Below are 14,283 nucleotides of genomic sequence, written 5' to 3'. Positions count from 1 at the left end.
AAATTATATCGATTGTGTACTGAATACTAGCTTATAGTGCCAACAGCTTCTTTAAATTCGTCACCTCTTTGGGCATACGAGCTGAATTCATCAAGGCTAGAAGCGGCGGGGGAGAGCATACCAAGCTCATTTTCTTTTAAATTTTCATCTATTTTATCTATAGCTTCTGCTAAGTTTTTACACAATTTAAATTTAATATTGTACTCTTTTGCTAATTGTGAAAGTTTCTCTTTGTTTGTGCCAATATTGTATATCTCAACACTACAATTTTTTAAGTATTCAAATAGTTCAGTTAATTCAACACCCTTGTCATCCCCACCCAAAATAAGATGTACATGTAGAGTTTTGTATCTCTCTAAAGCAGCAATAGTAGCATCAATGTTTGTTGCTTTGGTATCGTTTACCCATAAGCGATTTTTGCTATCTCTCAACTCCTCTTGTCTGTGAGGGTCAAGTTTAAAAAAGTTTATCTTTTCATAATCAACTCTATCAAAAAGTATTTTATCAACGGCCATTGCCAAAAGAGCATCCGCAAGAAATGCACCTTTGAAGTTTATTTTTTCACTCTCTATATCAAAATATGATGCTAGATCTTGTTCGTTTTTGTATGTAACAACATGTGCTGAAGTTACAATATCTTTATAAACATGTGGGATTATTGCTATTTCCCCCTCTTGCATTTTTTCTATAGGTTTTAATTTTGCTTTTACGTATTCATCCATGGAACCATGCCAGCTTAAATGGTCTGGGTTTATCGGAAGTAAAACATAAATATTTGGAAGAGCTTGATTTGTGTAGTGCATAGTAAAAGAACTTGTCTCTAAAATCCATATATCAGCATCACTTCTTAAGTTTGCCAATGGAGTGCCTATGTTTCCACCTGCTTGAGAGCCTCTGTCTTCTAGCAAATGTTGCATCATTTGAGTTGTGGTTGTTTTTCCATTTGTTCCACTTATCCAAACAGTAAGTGGAGAGTTTTTGGCAAAGCAGTCATACTCACTTATAAGATTTTTAGCTTTAGCAATAAGTGGATTTGACGGTGGAATTCCAGGAGAAGGAATCTCTAAATCAGAGTATTTTGGATTAAATTCTGATGATGGTTTAACTCTGAAACCATTTTCGTCCGTGAATGGTTTTGACACCTTGTCATCATAAAAAACTGCATTTGGGAAAAGTTTTGTTAGCGCTTTTGTTGTATGTGCATAACCAAAAAGAGACACTCTTTGCATTAGCGTATCTTTAGTGATATTAATGCAATCATATTAGATAAAATTGCAATTATCCAGAACCTAACAATAATTTTGTTTTCTGACCACTGTTTCATCTCAAAATGGTGATGAATTGGTGCCATCAAAAAGACTCTTTTTTTTCTAAGTTTATAACTTCCAACTTGAAGAATAACAGAGAGAGTCTCTATAACAAATATCGAACCAATCAGAAGGAGAAGAATTTCACTTTTGGAAATTATTGCAAGATATCCTAAAAAAGCTCCAATGGTAAGAGAACCACTGTCTCCCATAAAAACTTCAGCAGGGTGGCAGTTGTACCATAGAAAACCAGTAAGTGCACCCATTAGAGCACTCGCGACAATAGCAACTTCACCAACATTGAAATTAGGCATAAGAAGGTATGAACTTATCTTTGCATTACCTGTTATGTATATGATAATAGCAAAAGATGTAAGCGCTGCTATTGAGGGAACAGTTGCAAGTCCGTCAAGTCCATCCGTAAGATTAACGGCATTTGAAGTTGCAATCATAACTATTGCCCAAAAAATTATTGCGTATATGCCCATGTCAAAGATAGGATTTTTAATAAATGGAATGTAAAGCTCTGTATTAAAGTCTGCAAATATACATAAAAAAGATGCAATAATAAGTGCAGATAGAATTTGAAATATAAGTTTTGTTCTTGCTTTTAAACCAGCTAAATTTTCATTTTTTTTAATTTTTGCATAATCATCTTGAAAACCTATTATGGCAAATAATCCAAGAGTTAAAAGTGAGCCAATAGCATAAATATTTGAAAACTTAATGGTGATAAGAGATGCCAAAATTGTAGCAAAAATAAACACAACTCCACCCATAGTAGGGGTCTTCGCTTTTTCTTTATGCCTATCCGGTGCCCAATCGTTGATAGGCTGAACGCTTGAAGTTCTTTGCGCCCATTTTATAAAGCGGGGCATTAAAAACATTGTAAAAAATAGAGCTAAGAAGAAAGAGATTCCAGCTCTTATTGTAATGTATCCAAGTATGTTAATATTTAGTATTTCTGATAGCCAATACAGCAAAGTTACATATCCTTATTAATATAAAAATGACATTATAGTATAATTGCATAAAAGTTTTGTTTTGAAGGAAAAATTTTGAATAAAAAAGTTGTTTTAGTCATAACAGATGGCATAGGGTTTAGTTCTAAAACCGAACATAATGCGTTTTACAATGCCAAAAAACCAACATATGATAAGCTCTTTAGTGAAACTCCTCATTCACTTATTGACACATTTGGGCTCAGCGTTGGGCTTCCTGAGGGACAGATGGGAAATTCAGAAGTTGGACATATGAGCATTGGTAGTGGAAGAGTTTTATATCAAGATTTGGTTAAAATCTCTTTGGCCTTAAGTGAAAATACTTTAAAAGACAATGTCGAGCTAAAAAATCTTTTTAAAGCTTCTGGCAGACTGCATCTTATTGGACTTATGAGTGACGGCGGAGTTCACTCTCATATAGAACATTTTATGGGAATAGCTGATTTGGCTTCAAAAGAGGGTAAAGAGGTTTTTTTACATCTTATCACTGATGGAAGAGATGTTTCTCCAACTTCTGCGGGAAAATATATAAAGCTAGTTGAAAATCATCTCAATGAAAACATTAAGATAGCTACGATATCCGGTCGCTTTTATAGTATGGATAGAGATAACCGTTGGGAAAGAGTTCAAAGAGGTTATGAAGCAATTGTAAATGCAACTCCAAAGACAGATTATACGCCAGCTGGATACATTGGCTCTTCATATGCTTTAGGAGATACAGACGAGTTTGTAGCTCCCGTTGCCTTTGATGGTTATGATGGGTTTGAAGGTGGGGACAGTGTTTTAACTATAAATTTTAGAAGTGACAGGATGAGAGAACTTGTCTCAGCTATTGGTGATAAAAACTTCGACGGATTTACAAGAACACATGTGAAGGTTAACCTAGCAACAATTACAGAATATGACAAAAGTTTCACATATCCAGTATTATTTAAAAAAGATGCTCCAAAAAATACACTCGCAGAGGTTATTTCATCTAAAGGATTAAGGCAGCTTCATACAGCAGAAACTGAAAAGTATGCACATGTGACTTTTTTCTTAAATGGTGGAATTGATGAACCTTATGCTAATGAGACAAGAGTGCTTATTCCATCTCCAGATGTAAAGACTTATAATGAAAAACCTGAGATGAGTGCAGAGGAAGTTGGTTGTGCAGTTTTAAAAGGCATGGATGATGGGTATGATTTTGTAGTCGTAAACTTCGCAAATGGCGATATGGTTGGACATACTGGTGATTTTGAAGCAGCAAAAATTGCAGTTACTGCTGTTGATACAGAGCTTGGTAAAATTATGAAAAAAGCAAAAGAGAGTGATTATTCATTAGTAATTACATCCGACCATGGTAATTGCGAAGAGATGAGAGATGAAGCAGGAGATATTTTGACAAACCATACAGTTGGAAAAGTTTGGTGTTTTGTTCAAGCAGAGGGAGTTAGTAAAGTTCAGACAGGTGCTTTAAACAATATAGCACCAACAGTTTTGAAACTTATGGATATAGAAATCCCAAAAGATATGGATCACTCGCTGATATAGTGCAGTATATATTGCTAGCGCCAAAGGAAATAATTCCTTTGGCTACGTTAACACTGAGTTTTCTTCAGCAGAAAGCTCACGCACTCAGGTGCTTTTTAAATTTAAAATGGAGAAGTTTATAAAATGAAATTTAGTGGAAAAAATGTTTTAGTTACAGGTTCAAGTCGAGGTATTGGTGCAGAAATTGCAAAAACTTTAGCAGGTTTTGGTCTTAAAGTGTGGATTAATTACAGAAGTGGTGCGACAGAAGCTGACGAAGTAAAAGATGCAATAGAAACTGCTGGCGGAAATGCTGCAGTGATTGGTTTTGATGTAAGTGACGAAGTAGCATTTGTTGATGCAATTAAAACTATTATTGATAGTGATGGAGAGCTCTCTTACCTTGTAAACAATGCGGGAATAACAAATGACAAACTAGCTCTTAGAATGAAAACGGATGATTTTATGAGTGTAATAAATGCAAACCTTACATCTTGTTTTATTGGTTGTCGTGAGTCTATGAAAGTTATGCGTAAAAAGAAATTTGGCTCGGTTGTAAATATTGCTTCAATAGTTGGAGAAACTGGGAATGGTGGTCAAACAAACTACGCTGCTTCTAAAGGCGGAGTAATAGCTATGACAAAAAGTTTTGCTATTGAAGCAGCTACCAGTGGTATACGCTATAACACTGTAACACCAGGCTTTATAGCAACAGAGATGACAGATGCTCTTAGTGAGGAAATTAAAAATGGTTTTACTGCAAATATCCCAATGAAACGATTTGGAAATGCTATAGAGGTAGCAGAAGCAACAGCTTTTTTACTCTCAGATCATTCTAGTTATATAACTGGTGAGACACTAAAAGTTAATGGTGGTTTAAATATGGCGTAAGCCTTGATTGCTTTTATTTGCTAAAGATTTTAAAATAATTAAGCTAACTATGATATAATTTCGTGAATTTATACACAAAACATAGGAGCTAGAATGGCACTTTTAGACGATATTAAAGAAGTAGTAGTTGAACAATTAGGCGTTAATGCAGATGAAGTAAAAGAAGACGCAAAATTTGTTGAAGATTTAGGTGCTGATAGCCTTGACGTAGTTGAATTAGTTATGGCTCTTGAAGAAAAGTTTGATATTGAAATACCTGATGATGAAGCAGAAAAAATTCAAACAGTTAGAGACGTTGTAACTTATATAGAAAGTAAATAACACTACTATAACACTATCGAGTGCTTCTCGGTAGTAAAATATTTTTAGTGGTCAGTTTGATTACTGATTTTTATAAAATATTTTATAATTTATCATGGAGAGATTAAATGAAAAGAGTTGTTGTCACAGGTTTAGGCATGATAAATGCAGTTGGAAACGATAAAGAAAGTTCTTTTAAAGCTATCTGTAAAGGTGTATGCGGAATAGATACTATTACTCTTTTTGACCCTGAAAATTATGCTGTTAAAATTGCAGGTGAAGTTAAAGATTTCAATCCAGAAACTGTAATGGCACCAAAAGAGGTGAAAAAAGCGGATAGATTTATTCATCTTGGTCTTAAGGCTGCGCAAGAAGCAATGGCTGATGCTAATCTTGACGAAAATACAGATATGGAAAGATTTGGCATAAGTGCAGGTTCAGGAATAGGTGGGCTTCCTTCAATAGAGAAAAACTCTATAATAATAGAAACTAAAGGACCTCGTAGAATTTCTCCATTCTTTATTCCTGGAGCATTAGTAAATATGCTTGGCGGTTTCGTTTCTATTGAACATGGGACAAAAGGTCCAAACCTTTCAAGTGTTACTGCATGTGCTGCAGGAACACATGCAATAAGCGAAGCAGTTAAGACTATTATGTGTGGTGGTGCTGACAAAATGTTAGTTGTTTCGGCAGAGTGTGCTGTAACGGGTGCTGGTGTTGGTGGTTTTGCTGCTATGAAAGCACTCTCTACTAATAATGACAATCCTAAGGGTGCTTCTCGTCCATTTGACACAAACCGTGATGGTTTTGTTATGGGCGAAGGTGCGGCAGCCCTTATTTTAGAAGTATATGAAGATGCAGTGGCTCGTGGTGCAAATATATATGGAGAAATTATAGGTTTTGGAGAGAGCGGAGATGCTAACCATATTACAACACCAAGTCTTGATGGTCCGGCTCGTGCAATGAAAGCTGCATATAAAATGGCAGGTTCGCCTAAACTTGACTATATTAATGCACATGGAACGAGCACACCAATTAATGATAAGAATGAAACAGCAGCAGTTAAAGAGTTGCTTGGTGGTAAAGAAAATTGTCCTCCAATGAGTTCTATTAAGGGTCAAATCGGCCACTGTTTAGGTGCTGCTGGCGGTATTGAGGCAGTTGTATGTCTTATGGCTATGAGAGATGAAATTATTCCTCCAACAATAAACTATGAAACACCTGATGAAAACTGTGATTTAGATGTTGTTCCTAATAAATCAAGAAAAGCTGTGCTTAACACTGTTATGAGCAACTCCTTTGGTTTTGGCGGAACTAATGGTGTTTTGATTTTTAAAAAAATCTAAATATAGGAATTTAATTTGGCAACATATTTAGACTTTGAACACAAAATAAAATTTATTCAAGAAGACATTATCTCTGCACAAGTTCGTCATGATGAAGGTGCAGTAGAAACACTTCAGAAAAATCTAGATAAAGAAGTTTCAAAAATATTTAATAATTTATCTCCTTTTCAACAATTGCAACTTGCTCGTCACATTGATAGACCATATGCGCTTGATTATATTAATTTAATTATGAGAGACAAATATGAAATACATGGAGACAGACACTTTCGTGATGATGCTGCTATTCTTTGTTTCATAGGCTATATTGGTGATGAAAAAGTCATGGTTATTGGTGAGCAAAAGGGTCGTGGAACCAAAAATAAAATAAAAAGAAACTTCGGTATGCCACACCCAGAGGGTTATAGAAAAGCCCTTCGTGCAGCAAAATTAGCGGAAAAATTCAATATCCCAGTTTTAATGCTCATTGACACACCGGGCGCATATCCTGGGATTGGAGCAGAAGAGCGAAATCAGAGTGAAGCTATTGCAAGAAATTTACTTGAATTGTCTCAACTTCAAACTCAAACAATTTCTATTGTTATTGGCGAAGGTGGAAGTGGTGGTGCTCTTGCAATAGGAGTTGCTGATAAATTTGCTATGATGAGATACTCTGTATTTAGTGTTATCTCGCCTGAGGGTTGTTCTGCTATTTTATGGAATGATCCTGCAAAAGTTGAAGCGGCTACAAATGCTATGAAAATAACTAGTAGTGACTTGAAAGAATTGGGTCTTATTGATGATATTATTGCTGAGCCACTAATAGGTGCACATAGAGATAAAGATACTGCTGCTACAGCAATAGCAGAATATTTTTTGGGTGAACTTTCTAAGCTTCGTGAAATGTCTAGCGAAGAGAGAATGGATGTTAGATATAAAAAACTAATAGGTGTCGGAGCTTTTTCAGAGTAAAACTATAGTTCTTCTTGATTCTCTTTTAGAGGATCAAACTTTGGTCTCTTCAACCTTTTTGCCTCTTTAGAAAATTTTATAATATCTTCCGCTGTTTTAATATCTTTATTTAAATTATTTAGTGATAATTTGAATAGTTCGTAAGTAGTTAAAACATCGCTCATTGCTCTATGGTGGGTAGCGCTGGGATGTAAGTTTAGAGAATCATTTAGATATGAGAGAGCATACCTGTAAGACTCAACTGTTCTCTCTGCTAAAGACAGAGAGCATAAGCTTCTGTTTAGTAGAGGAGCTAATCCTATTTTTTGCATACTTAATGATATGAATTTATAGTCAAACTTTACATCATGAGCTACAAAAACTGCATCACCTAAAAAGACTTTAAAGTCATACATGACTTTTTTTAAGTTTGGGGCATCTTTTGTGTCTTCTGCTCTAATGCCAGTTATTTCTGTAATGTGTGAGTTGATTTCTTTACAGTGAACTAGTGATTCATATCTATCTGTTATTTCACCATTTTTTACCTTCACTGCGCCAATTTCTATAATTTGATGCTTATCTATTTTGGAGCCATTTGTTTCAATGTCCACAATGCAAAACTCTACTTCTGCTATTGGCATAAATTTTGTAGCAAAGTAAAAATAACCGCGATCCTTTAAAATATTCAACCCTTGGGAGTGCCAAAGTTCTAAAGAGAAGTCTAAATCATCATCAATTTGCTCTCTTAAGCTTTGTAAACATAACCCCTTAGATGAAAGCTTATGTATACTTTTAGTGTCTAGAGGAAAATCATTACTTAGCATTAACAATAAACTCTTTTACTTTTTTTGCATCTTTTTTACCATGAGATAGTTCAACACCACTACTAACATCAACACCATAAAATCCATACGGTTTTACAGAAGCTACATTTTCAGGGTCAAGTCCACCAGCCAAAATTATTTTAGAGCAATCAACTTCTTTAAACCACTCTATATTTAACCTTTTCCCAGCCCCACCATATGACTCACAATAAGCATCTACAAGTCTATACTCATCGCTATATTGTAAAATATCATTAGCATCTTTCGCACGTATCACCTTAATATGTGGCACAAGAAGTTGTTTATAAACTTCATCTGAAGCTTCAAAATGAAGTTGAGCCAGAGTGCATCCAGACTTGTGCATGTAAGTATTGATGGTATGAGCATCAACATTAACAAATAAGCCAACTTTTTCTACAAATGGTGGGAGTTTATTTATTATTTTTTTAGCATCTGATGGGGAGATGTATCTGGGAGATTTTTCATAAAAAACAAAGCCAAGTGCATCAGCACCAGCTTCTATTGCATGCATAGCATCTTCGAGCGATTTAATCCCACAGATTTTACAACGCATTAAATTTGTAAACTTTTAATTGCTTCTTCTTTACTTGCATGTTTAAAGACATAGCTTCCAGCTACAACTATATCAACACCAACATCTTTTAAAGCTTGAATGTTTTTATCACTAACTCCACCATCAACTTCAATAAGACAGTTTGGATTAATTTTGTTTCTCAGCTCATTTAATCTTGAAGCTTTTGATATCACAGAGTCAATAAAACTTTGTCCGCCAAAACCAGGATTAACGCTCATAAGTAGAACCATGTCTAAATCTTCAAGTAAATATTCTATAGACTCCGGAGGAGTGTGTGGGTTTAAAACTATTGCAGGTTTTATGCCTAGTGAACGAATTTTTTGTATAAGTCTGTGAGGATGTTTCTCCTCTTCTATATGGAAAGATATATATTCTGGCTTTAAAGGTGCAAAAAGCTCAACAAAAAAAGTGTTATTTTCAACCATAAGGTGTATATCTAAAGGCTTTGTTGCACACTTTGCAATAGCAGAAACGACAACAGGTCCTATAGTTAAATTTGGAACAAAATGCCCATCCATAACATCTACATGTACAAAATCACAGCCGGCATTACAGATAGCCTCAACATCTCTTTGTAAATTTCCAAAATCTGCAGAGAGTACGCTAGGAGCAACTTTCATTTTTTTCCTTTATGTAATGGGTAAAGCCTATTTATTGAGACTTTTTTATTTTTGAAATGTTACTATTAATTAACTTTTATCTTGTTAAGAAAAATAAAAACTTATCATCATTAAAAGATAAATCTACTTGAATACCTTTTTTACTATCTAATACTTCCATAAGGCTATCAATGTCCTGGTATGTTCTTGGAAGAGTTATACTCACACTTATATTTTCATCAGATAAAAGAGTTTTTATCTTACCACCTACTATATTCACGAGTTCTGCTAATGTATCTAAAATCATCTCCAAGTCATCAGTTTTCTCACCAATAAGCAACTCACAGGCTTTTTTGGCAATTCCTTTTGGAAAAATTAGAACAACCATCCCATTCATATCTCCATAGTATCCTATTGAACTCGCAAGCTTGTCATCTTTATTAACTATTGATATTTTCTGAATTTCAACAGAGTTTTTAATTGCTTTAGAGTTTGTCATCATCTCAAGTGTTAAAACTGTTGCATCTATAAACCTTGGTAGTTCTATTACTGTCTTTTTGTTTATAACTCTTTTATCTTTTATATTAGCAGCACTGCTTGCGCCTAACTCTTTTAGCAACTCTTTATTTTGAAGAATATCATCCATTTGAGGATAAAAAAGTATACCTGCGTCTTCAAGGTTTTCTCTAAATGATGCTTGAGTTTTCTCAAATGACATGCCGACAAAACAGATAGTTGCATTATACTCAGCTGCTGAACTTGATAATTTGGAAAAAAAGTTAAGAGCATGAACATTCATACTTATTACTTTATAAGCATCAAAGATAAATAGTCTAAAGCCTACATTTAGAGAATTGTTGTGGTACTCTATGTTAAATTGATTAGTTACTTCAACATCTAAAAAGGATGATATTGTATATATAATAGCATTGCCAGTTACGCGTGCTGAGAATGTTTGACCCATTTGACCCATGTATGTGTCTTCTATAATATAATCATAAGCGGTAGGATTCTTTCTTTTTTCTATGAACTCCTCTTGTGTTTGGGCTATTATTGGATTGTGTCCATAATCATGTAGTTCTATTGCCATAGCAGAGCGTTGTGACTTATCACTGCTGTAAAGTAATATACTTTTATCTTTAGCTTTAAAAGTAGAAGTAAATAGATAAGCTATTTCAATTGTTTTAAAAAGTGAAAAATCTAAATCATCTTTGTAAAATTTTTTTATTGCCTCATATTTTTTATGGTCATAATCACAAAAACCTACTACTATATGATTTTTTTTACGAACTTTCATAAACAGTTTAACAAATGTATCTAGTCCATTACGGTTGAAAAAAATAACTTTTTTTAAAGATACTAAAATCATCTCTACTTTTAATTTTGTTGCCGTTTCAATATCCTCAATGCTTAAAAAGGAACTTGTATTATTGCTATCCAAAAAACCCTGTGGTGAAAAAAGACCAATATTGTTTTTAACTACGGCTTTCATTCTATCTCCATGAGCGAGGCGAATTCTTCATATATATCTTCTACATAATCAATTTGAAAATCAACAAAATCATTTAGGCCAGCTTTTATAAACATAGGTTGGGATAGTTCATAAAAAAGTAGAAGATGCATCCATTTTCCAAGTAAGTTTATCTTTTCATCTTCTGCTGGTTTAAGTCCAGATGAAGCTTGCAAAATTTGTGGAACAAGTTCTCCCATTTCCCATTTAATAGCAATTTGCTCACAAATGTCAAAAAGACCGATACCGCATAATCTAATAAGTATAGTGTTAAAATCAAGAGATTTAGTAGTTCGAAGTAGTGTTACATCATCTATTTTTTCACAAAATAGAGCTTCTGCAACAATAACACTTGATGGCAGTAAGCTAATTGCACTATATATGTCTTTGTTATCTATCTCTAAATGTTTTAATATAAGTTCCCATTTTTTTGATAGATTAGCCTGAAGCTCATAAAATGTTTTACTACTTAGTTTAAATAGACTCCATTTAGCAGGACTTAGAAGAGTGATTATGTAGTTGTAAACAGTTTGTTGAGACAGTGAAACACCAAGTATTCCAAATATTTGAGAGATATCAGTAACCTCATTTTTAAACCCATATATAGGCTTGTTAACTATATTTTTTAAATAAGCTTTTAAAGCCAAATCACTCTCTGCAACCTTTGCTGCTTTTGTTAACTCACCAATATTTAACAAAGAGAGAGTCTCCTTTAAAGCTTTTGGTGTAGGAGGGATCTTATCTATAAAGCTGTCAATCTTATCTTTTGTTATCATATATACTACATTTATTAAATTTTGTACATTTTATCTGCATAATGATAAAAGATATATAAAAATCAAAAAGAAATTACTTTTTATTTAACATTAAGCATAAGTTTTGATTTAACTTGATATACTTCGCAACTTTAAAACCTATACAAAAGGAAGCTGATATGGCAAGAAGATGTGCTATTAGTGGCAAAGGCCCAATGAGCGGGAACAATGTTTCTCACGCAAAGAACAGAACAAAACGTCGTTTTTTATTAAACCTTAGAACAGTAAGAATCACTCTAGATGATGGTACTACTCAAAAAATTAAAATCTCTGCAAGAGAGTTACGTACGCTTAAGAAACTTTCTTAAGAATAAAAGGAAATTTAATTGAATCTCTTAATGAGAGTTCGAAAATTTCTGCATTGGGAGGCTTCTCCCAAACCTGACGTAAATCTTCTTCCAGAAATTTACTCCCACCTCAAGGCATTTCGCCTACCTCTAATTTTAACCGTAATGACAATGATGGTTGGCACCATGGGCTATGTTATAATAGATGACTTTGCTTTAATGGACGCAATTTATCAAACCGGAGTAACATTTACTACAGTTGGATTTGGAGAAATTGCTCCAATTTCAGATGCAGGTAGAATTTTTACTATAACACTTATTATATCTGGATTTGCAGTATTTTCGAGTGCTGTCGGTATTTTAATAGCAGAGTTAAATAGAGGACATATAGTTGCAATTTTAAAGGAGCGAAGAATGTTATATAATATAGCAAGGCTCAAAAAGCACTTTGTTGTTTGTTATCACAATGAGTATACTCTTGAAGTTACAAAGCAGTTGAGAAAGAATCATATACCGTTTGTTGTAATTGATCCACGCGAAGAGATTCATGCGTGGGCAGAAGAGCATAAATATCCAACATATTTAAAAGCAGAGCCACATGCAGAGCTTACAATGCTAAAAGCTCATTTAGCATCTGCAAAAGGTCTTATAACGTTGTCGGATTCAATGAGTGATAATATTGCTTTAATCGCTTCAGTTAGGCTTTTTGAAAAAGAGCATTTTTTACCAAGGCCATACTATATAATCTCATCTGCTGAAACTGTTACAGATATTGAAAAACTTAAAAAATTAGGGGCTGACACTGTTGTCTCTCCAACAAAACTAACTGCTCAAAGAGTTAGTGCAATGGCAGCACGTCCTGATATGGAAAATCTACTTGAAGAGTTTTTATATAAAAGTGATAACCCTTTAGATATGGAAGAGGTTGAAGTTCCAAAGTACAGTTGGGCAGTTTTGAAAAAGCTAAGAGAGACACATATGAGAGCTATTACAAATACATCTATTATTGGCATTACAAAAAAAGATGGTAAGTTTTTAGCTATGCCAAAAGGTGATGTACTGATTACTAGTGAGTGTAAACTACTTCTTATTGGAACTCAAAAAGATATAAATACAACAAAAGGGCTATTGCGAAAAAGAGATAAGCCAAAGGAATTAAAATTTGTATAAAATAGTCAATACACAAGGTGGAGTATGTGCAAGTGATGGCTTCTTTGCGGATGGTGTGAGTGCAGGTCTTAAAAAAAATCATGCAAAAGATATGGCATTTATTTACAGTGAAGATGAGTGTGAAGTTGCTTCTGTCTTTACTACAAACAAAATGTGTGCAGCACCAATAAAGCATTTTCGTTCAATGGGTGAATTTAAGACCAACTTTATACTAATAAATTCAAAAAATGCTAACGCTATGACAGGCAAGGCTGGGATTGATGACATAAATGAAATATTGGATAGATGCAAAATTGTAAAAAATCCAATTATGAGCTCAACTGGAGTTATTGGTGTTAGATTACCAAAACTAAAAATCATTGACGGAATGAAGCTTTTTGACTACTCTAAAAAAGATTCAAGTTCTGCTTCAAAAGCAATTATGACAACAGACACGTTTGCAAAAGAGATATCTTTCAAAGTGCAACTTGATGATGGGAATAGTTTCAATATAGGTGCAATAGCAAAAGGTGCAGGGATGATAAACCCTGCGATGGCTACAATGTTATGTTTTATAACGACAGATGCATTGGTAACTAAAAGCCAAATGCAAGAGGCTTTAGACTCTAGCGTAAAAAATACATTTAACGCAATTAGTGTTGATGGAGATACATCAACTAATGACACAGTTTTACTTTTAGCGAACGGTAAAAGTGGAGCTTATGAAAAAGAGGCTTTTGCCGAGGCACTTTTTAAAGTGATGCACTTTTTAGCACTAGAGATGGTTAGAGATGGCGAAGGTGCTACAAAGCTTGTTACATACAATGTAACAGGTGCAAAAGATGATAGAGAAGCTGAAATAGCAGCAAAAGCATTATCAGATTCACTTTTGGTGAAAACTGCTCTTTTTGGTGAAGATCCAAACTGGGGACGAATTGCTTCAACAATCGGTGCTAGTGGTGTTGAGGCTAATGAAGAGAGTTTGAAAATTTCATTTGATAACCTATGTGTTTACGATAGGGGAGAACTCTATTTTAATGAAGAGATGGAGAAAAAATGTGCAGCAGTTATGCAAAGCAGTAAGTTCACTATCTCTTGTGATTTAGGTATTGGTGAAGGAAATTTTAAAGCGTACGGCTGCGATTTGGGTCATGAGTACGTTAAGATAAATGCAGATTATCGCACTTAGTTTGTAAGCTACCTCGATTGAGGTAGAT

General features: G+C 34.2%; 15 protein-coding genes. 8 read left to right on the top strand and 7 right to left on the bottom strand.

What is annotated here, in order from left to right:
• Positions 1-26: 26 nt before the first annotated feature.
• Together murD and mraY are read right to left on the bottom strand one after the other, a co-directional pair.
• Positions 27-1,229, bottom strand: coding sequence for a UDP-N-acetylmuramoyl-L-alanine--D-glutamate ligase (gene murD / locus HUE87_RS10025; protein ID WP_194366255.1), 1,203 nt, complete (start codon positions 1,227-1,229; stop codon positions 27-29).
• A complete protein-coding gene (gene mraY / locus HUE87_RS10020; protein WP_194366254.1) occupies positions 1,229-2,290 on the bottom strand; it encodes a phospho-N-acetylmuramoyl-pentapeptide-transferase in 1,062 nt (353 codons plus the stop codon). Before mraY ends, murD begins: the two co-directional genes overlap by 1 nt.
• A 75-nt stretch (positions 2,291-2,365) precedes the next feature.
• On the opposite strand from mraY, the gene gpmI reads away from it, so the two are divergent.
• The 5 genes from gpmI (at position 2,366) to accA (ending at position 7,308) form a co-directional block, all read left to right on the top strand.
• On the top strand, positions 2,366-3,841 hold the full coding sequence (gene gpmI, locus HUE87_RS10015; RefSeq protein WP_194366253.1) for a 2,3-bisphosphoglycerate-independent phosphoglycerate mutase: 1,476 nt from the start codon (positions 2,366-2,368) through the stop codon (positions 3,839-3,841).
• A gap of 123 nt (positions 3,842-3,964) precedes the next feature.
• Positions 3,965-4,711 carry a 3-oxoacyl-ACP reductase FabG gene (gene fabG / locus HUE87_RS10010; RefSeq protein WP_194366252.1) on the top strand — a complete coding sequence of 249 codons (747 nt, stop codon included), beginning with the start codon at positions 3,965-3,967 and terminating at the stop codon, positions 4,709-4,711.
• Between the two features lie 93 nt (positions 4,712-4,804).
• A complete protein-coding gene (acpP, locus tag HUE87_RS10005; protein WP_194366251.1) occupies positions 4,805-5,032 on the top strand; it encodes an acyl carrier protein in 228 nt (75 codons plus the stop codon).
• A 107-nt stretch (positions 5,033-5,139) separates the two neighbouring features.
• A complete protein-coding gene (locus HUE87_RS10000) occupies positions 5,140-6,357 on the top strand; it encodes a beta-ketoacyl-ACP synthase II (protein ID WP_194366250.1) in 1,218 nt (405 codons plus the stop codon).
• Positions 6,358-6,372: 15 nt separating this feature from the next.
• Positions 6,373-7,308, top strand: a complete 936-nt coding sequence (gene accA, locus HUE87_RS09995) for an acetyl-CoA carboxylase carboxyl transferase subunit alpha (protein ID WP_194366249.1) — start codon at positions 6,373-6,375, stop codon at positions 7,306-7,308.
• Positions 7,309-7,310: 2 nt separating this feature from the next.
• Here accA and HUE87_RS09990 read toward each other — a convergent pair whose 3' ends face one another.
• The 5 genes from HUE87_RS09990 to HUE87_RS09970 all read right to left on the bottom strand — a co-directional run bounded on the left by HUE87_RS09990 (position 7,311) and on the right by HUE87_RS09970 (position 11,591).
• Positions 7,311-8,111: a 3'-5' exonuclease gene (locus tag HUE87_RS09990; RefSeq protein WP_194366248.1), complete on the bottom strand. Its 801-nt coding sequence runs from the start codon at positions 8,109-8,111 to the stop codon at positions 7,311-7,313.
• Positions 8,101-8,685, bottom strand: a complete 585-nt coding sequence (locus HUE87_RS09985) for a phosphoribosylanthranilate isomerase (RefSeq protein ID WP_194366247.1) — start codon at positions 8,683-8,685, stop codon at positions 8,101-8,103. The genes HUE87_RS09990 and HUE87_RS09985 overlap by 11 nt, the downstream gene beginning before the upstream one ends.
• On the bottom strand, positions 8,685-9,326 hold the full coding sequence (rpe, locus tag HUE87_RS09980) for a ribulose-phosphate 3-epimerase (protein WP_194366246.1): 642 nt from the start codon (positions 9,324-9,326) through the stop codon (positions 8,685-8,687). Before rpe ends, HUE87_RS09985 begins: the two co-directional genes overlap by 1 nt.
• A 76-nt stretch (positions 9,327-9,402) precedes the next feature.
• Positions 9,403-10,797, bottom strand: coding sequence for a chemotaxis protein CheX (locus HUE87_RS09975; protein WP_194366245.1), 1,395 nt, complete (start codon positions 10,795-10,797; stop codon positions 9,403-9,405).
• The gene (locus HUE87_RS09970) at positions 10,794-11,591 is read right to left on the bottom strand and encodes an HDOD domain-containing protein (RefSeq protein WP_194366244.1); all 798 of its coding nucleotides are present in this window, start codon (positions 11,589-11,591) and stop codon (positions 10,794-10,796) included. The genes HUE87_RS09975 and HUE87_RS09970 overlap by 4 nt, the downstream gene beginning before the upstream one ends.
• A 158-nt stretch (positions 11,592-11,749) precedes the next feature.
• On the opposite strand from HUE87_RS09970, the gene rpmB reads away from it, so the two are divergent.
• Genes rpmB through argJ form a run of 3 tightly spaced genes read left to right on the top strand, consistent with a single transcriptional unit; the run spans position 11,750 to position 14,255 of the window.
• Entirely contained in the window at positions 11,750-11,938 is a 189-nt protein-coding gene (rpmB, locus tag HUE87_RS09965) for a 50S ribosomal protein L28 (RefSeq protein ID WP_194366243.1), read from the top strand.
• 18 nt (positions 11,939-11,956) lie between these two features.
• On the top strand, positions 11,957-13,087 hold the full coding sequence (locus HUE87_RS09960) for a potassium channel family protein (protein ID WP_229855128.1): 1,131 nt from the start codon (positions 11,957-11,959) through the stop codon (positions 13,085-13,087).
• Positions 13,080-14,255, top strand: a complete 1,176-nt coding sequence (gene argJ / locus HUE87_RS09955) for a bifunctional glutamate N-acetyltransferase/amino-acid acetyltransferase ArgJ (RefSeq protein ID WP_194366242.1) — start codon at positions 13,080-13,082, stop codon at positions 14,253-14,255. Before HUE87_RS09960 ends, argJ begins: the two co-directional genes overlap by 8 nt.
• Positions 14,256-14,283 lie beyond the last annotated feature (28 nt).

Origin of the sequence: Candidatus Sulfurimonas marisnigri (assembly GCF_015265475.1) — a bacterium.
Taxonomy (GTDB): domain Bacteria; phylum Campylobacterota; class Campylobacteria; order Campylobacterales; family Sulfurimonadaceae; genus Sulfurimonas; species Sulfurimonas marisnigri.
The sequence above is the reverse complement of the archived record's forward strand: the minus strand, read 5'-3'. Positions and strand labels throughout refer to the sequence as shown.

Bases quoted from the DNA above. Each gene is read 5' to 3' on its own strand.
- rpe (WP_194366246.1), bottom strand. From the start codon at position 9,326: ATGAAAGTTGCTCCTAGCGTACTCTCTGCAGATTTTGGAAATTTACAA.
- HUE87_RS09970 (WP_194366244.1), bottom strand. From the start codon at position 11,591: ATGATAACAAAAGATAAGATTGACAGCTTTATAGATAAGATCCCTCCT.
- murD (WP_194366255.1), bottom strand. From the start codon at position 1,229: ATGCAAAGAGTGTCTCTTTTTGGTTATGCACATACAACAAAAGCGCTA.
- HUE87_RS10000 (WP_194366250.1), top strand. From the start codon at position 5,140: ATGAAAAGAGTTGTTGTCACAGGTTTAGGCATGATAAATGCAGTTGGA.
- HUE87_RS09990 (WP_194366248.1), bottom strand. From the start codon at position 8,111: ATGCTAAGTAATGATTTTCCTCTAGACACTAAAAGTATACATAAGCTT.
- fabG (WP_194366252.1), top strand. From the start codon at position 3,965: ATGAAATTTAGTGGAAAAAATGTTTTAGTTACAGGTTCAAGTCGAGGT.
- HUE87_RS09985 (WP_194366247.1), bottom strand. From the start codon at position 8,685: ATGCGTTGTAAAATCTGTGGGATTAAATCGCTCGAAGATGCTATGCAT.
- HUE87_RS09975 (WP_194366245.1), bottom strand. From the start codon at position 10,797: ATGAAAGCCGTAGTTAAAAACAATATTGGTCTTTTTTCACCACAGGGT.
- acpP (WP_194366251.1), top strand. From the start codon at position 4,805: ATGGCACTTTTAGACGATATTAAAGAAGTAGTAGTTGAACAATTAGGC.
- rpmB (WP_194366243.1), top strand. From the start codon at position 11,750: ATGGCAAGAAGATGTGCTATTAGTGGCAAAGGCCCAATGAGCGGGAAC.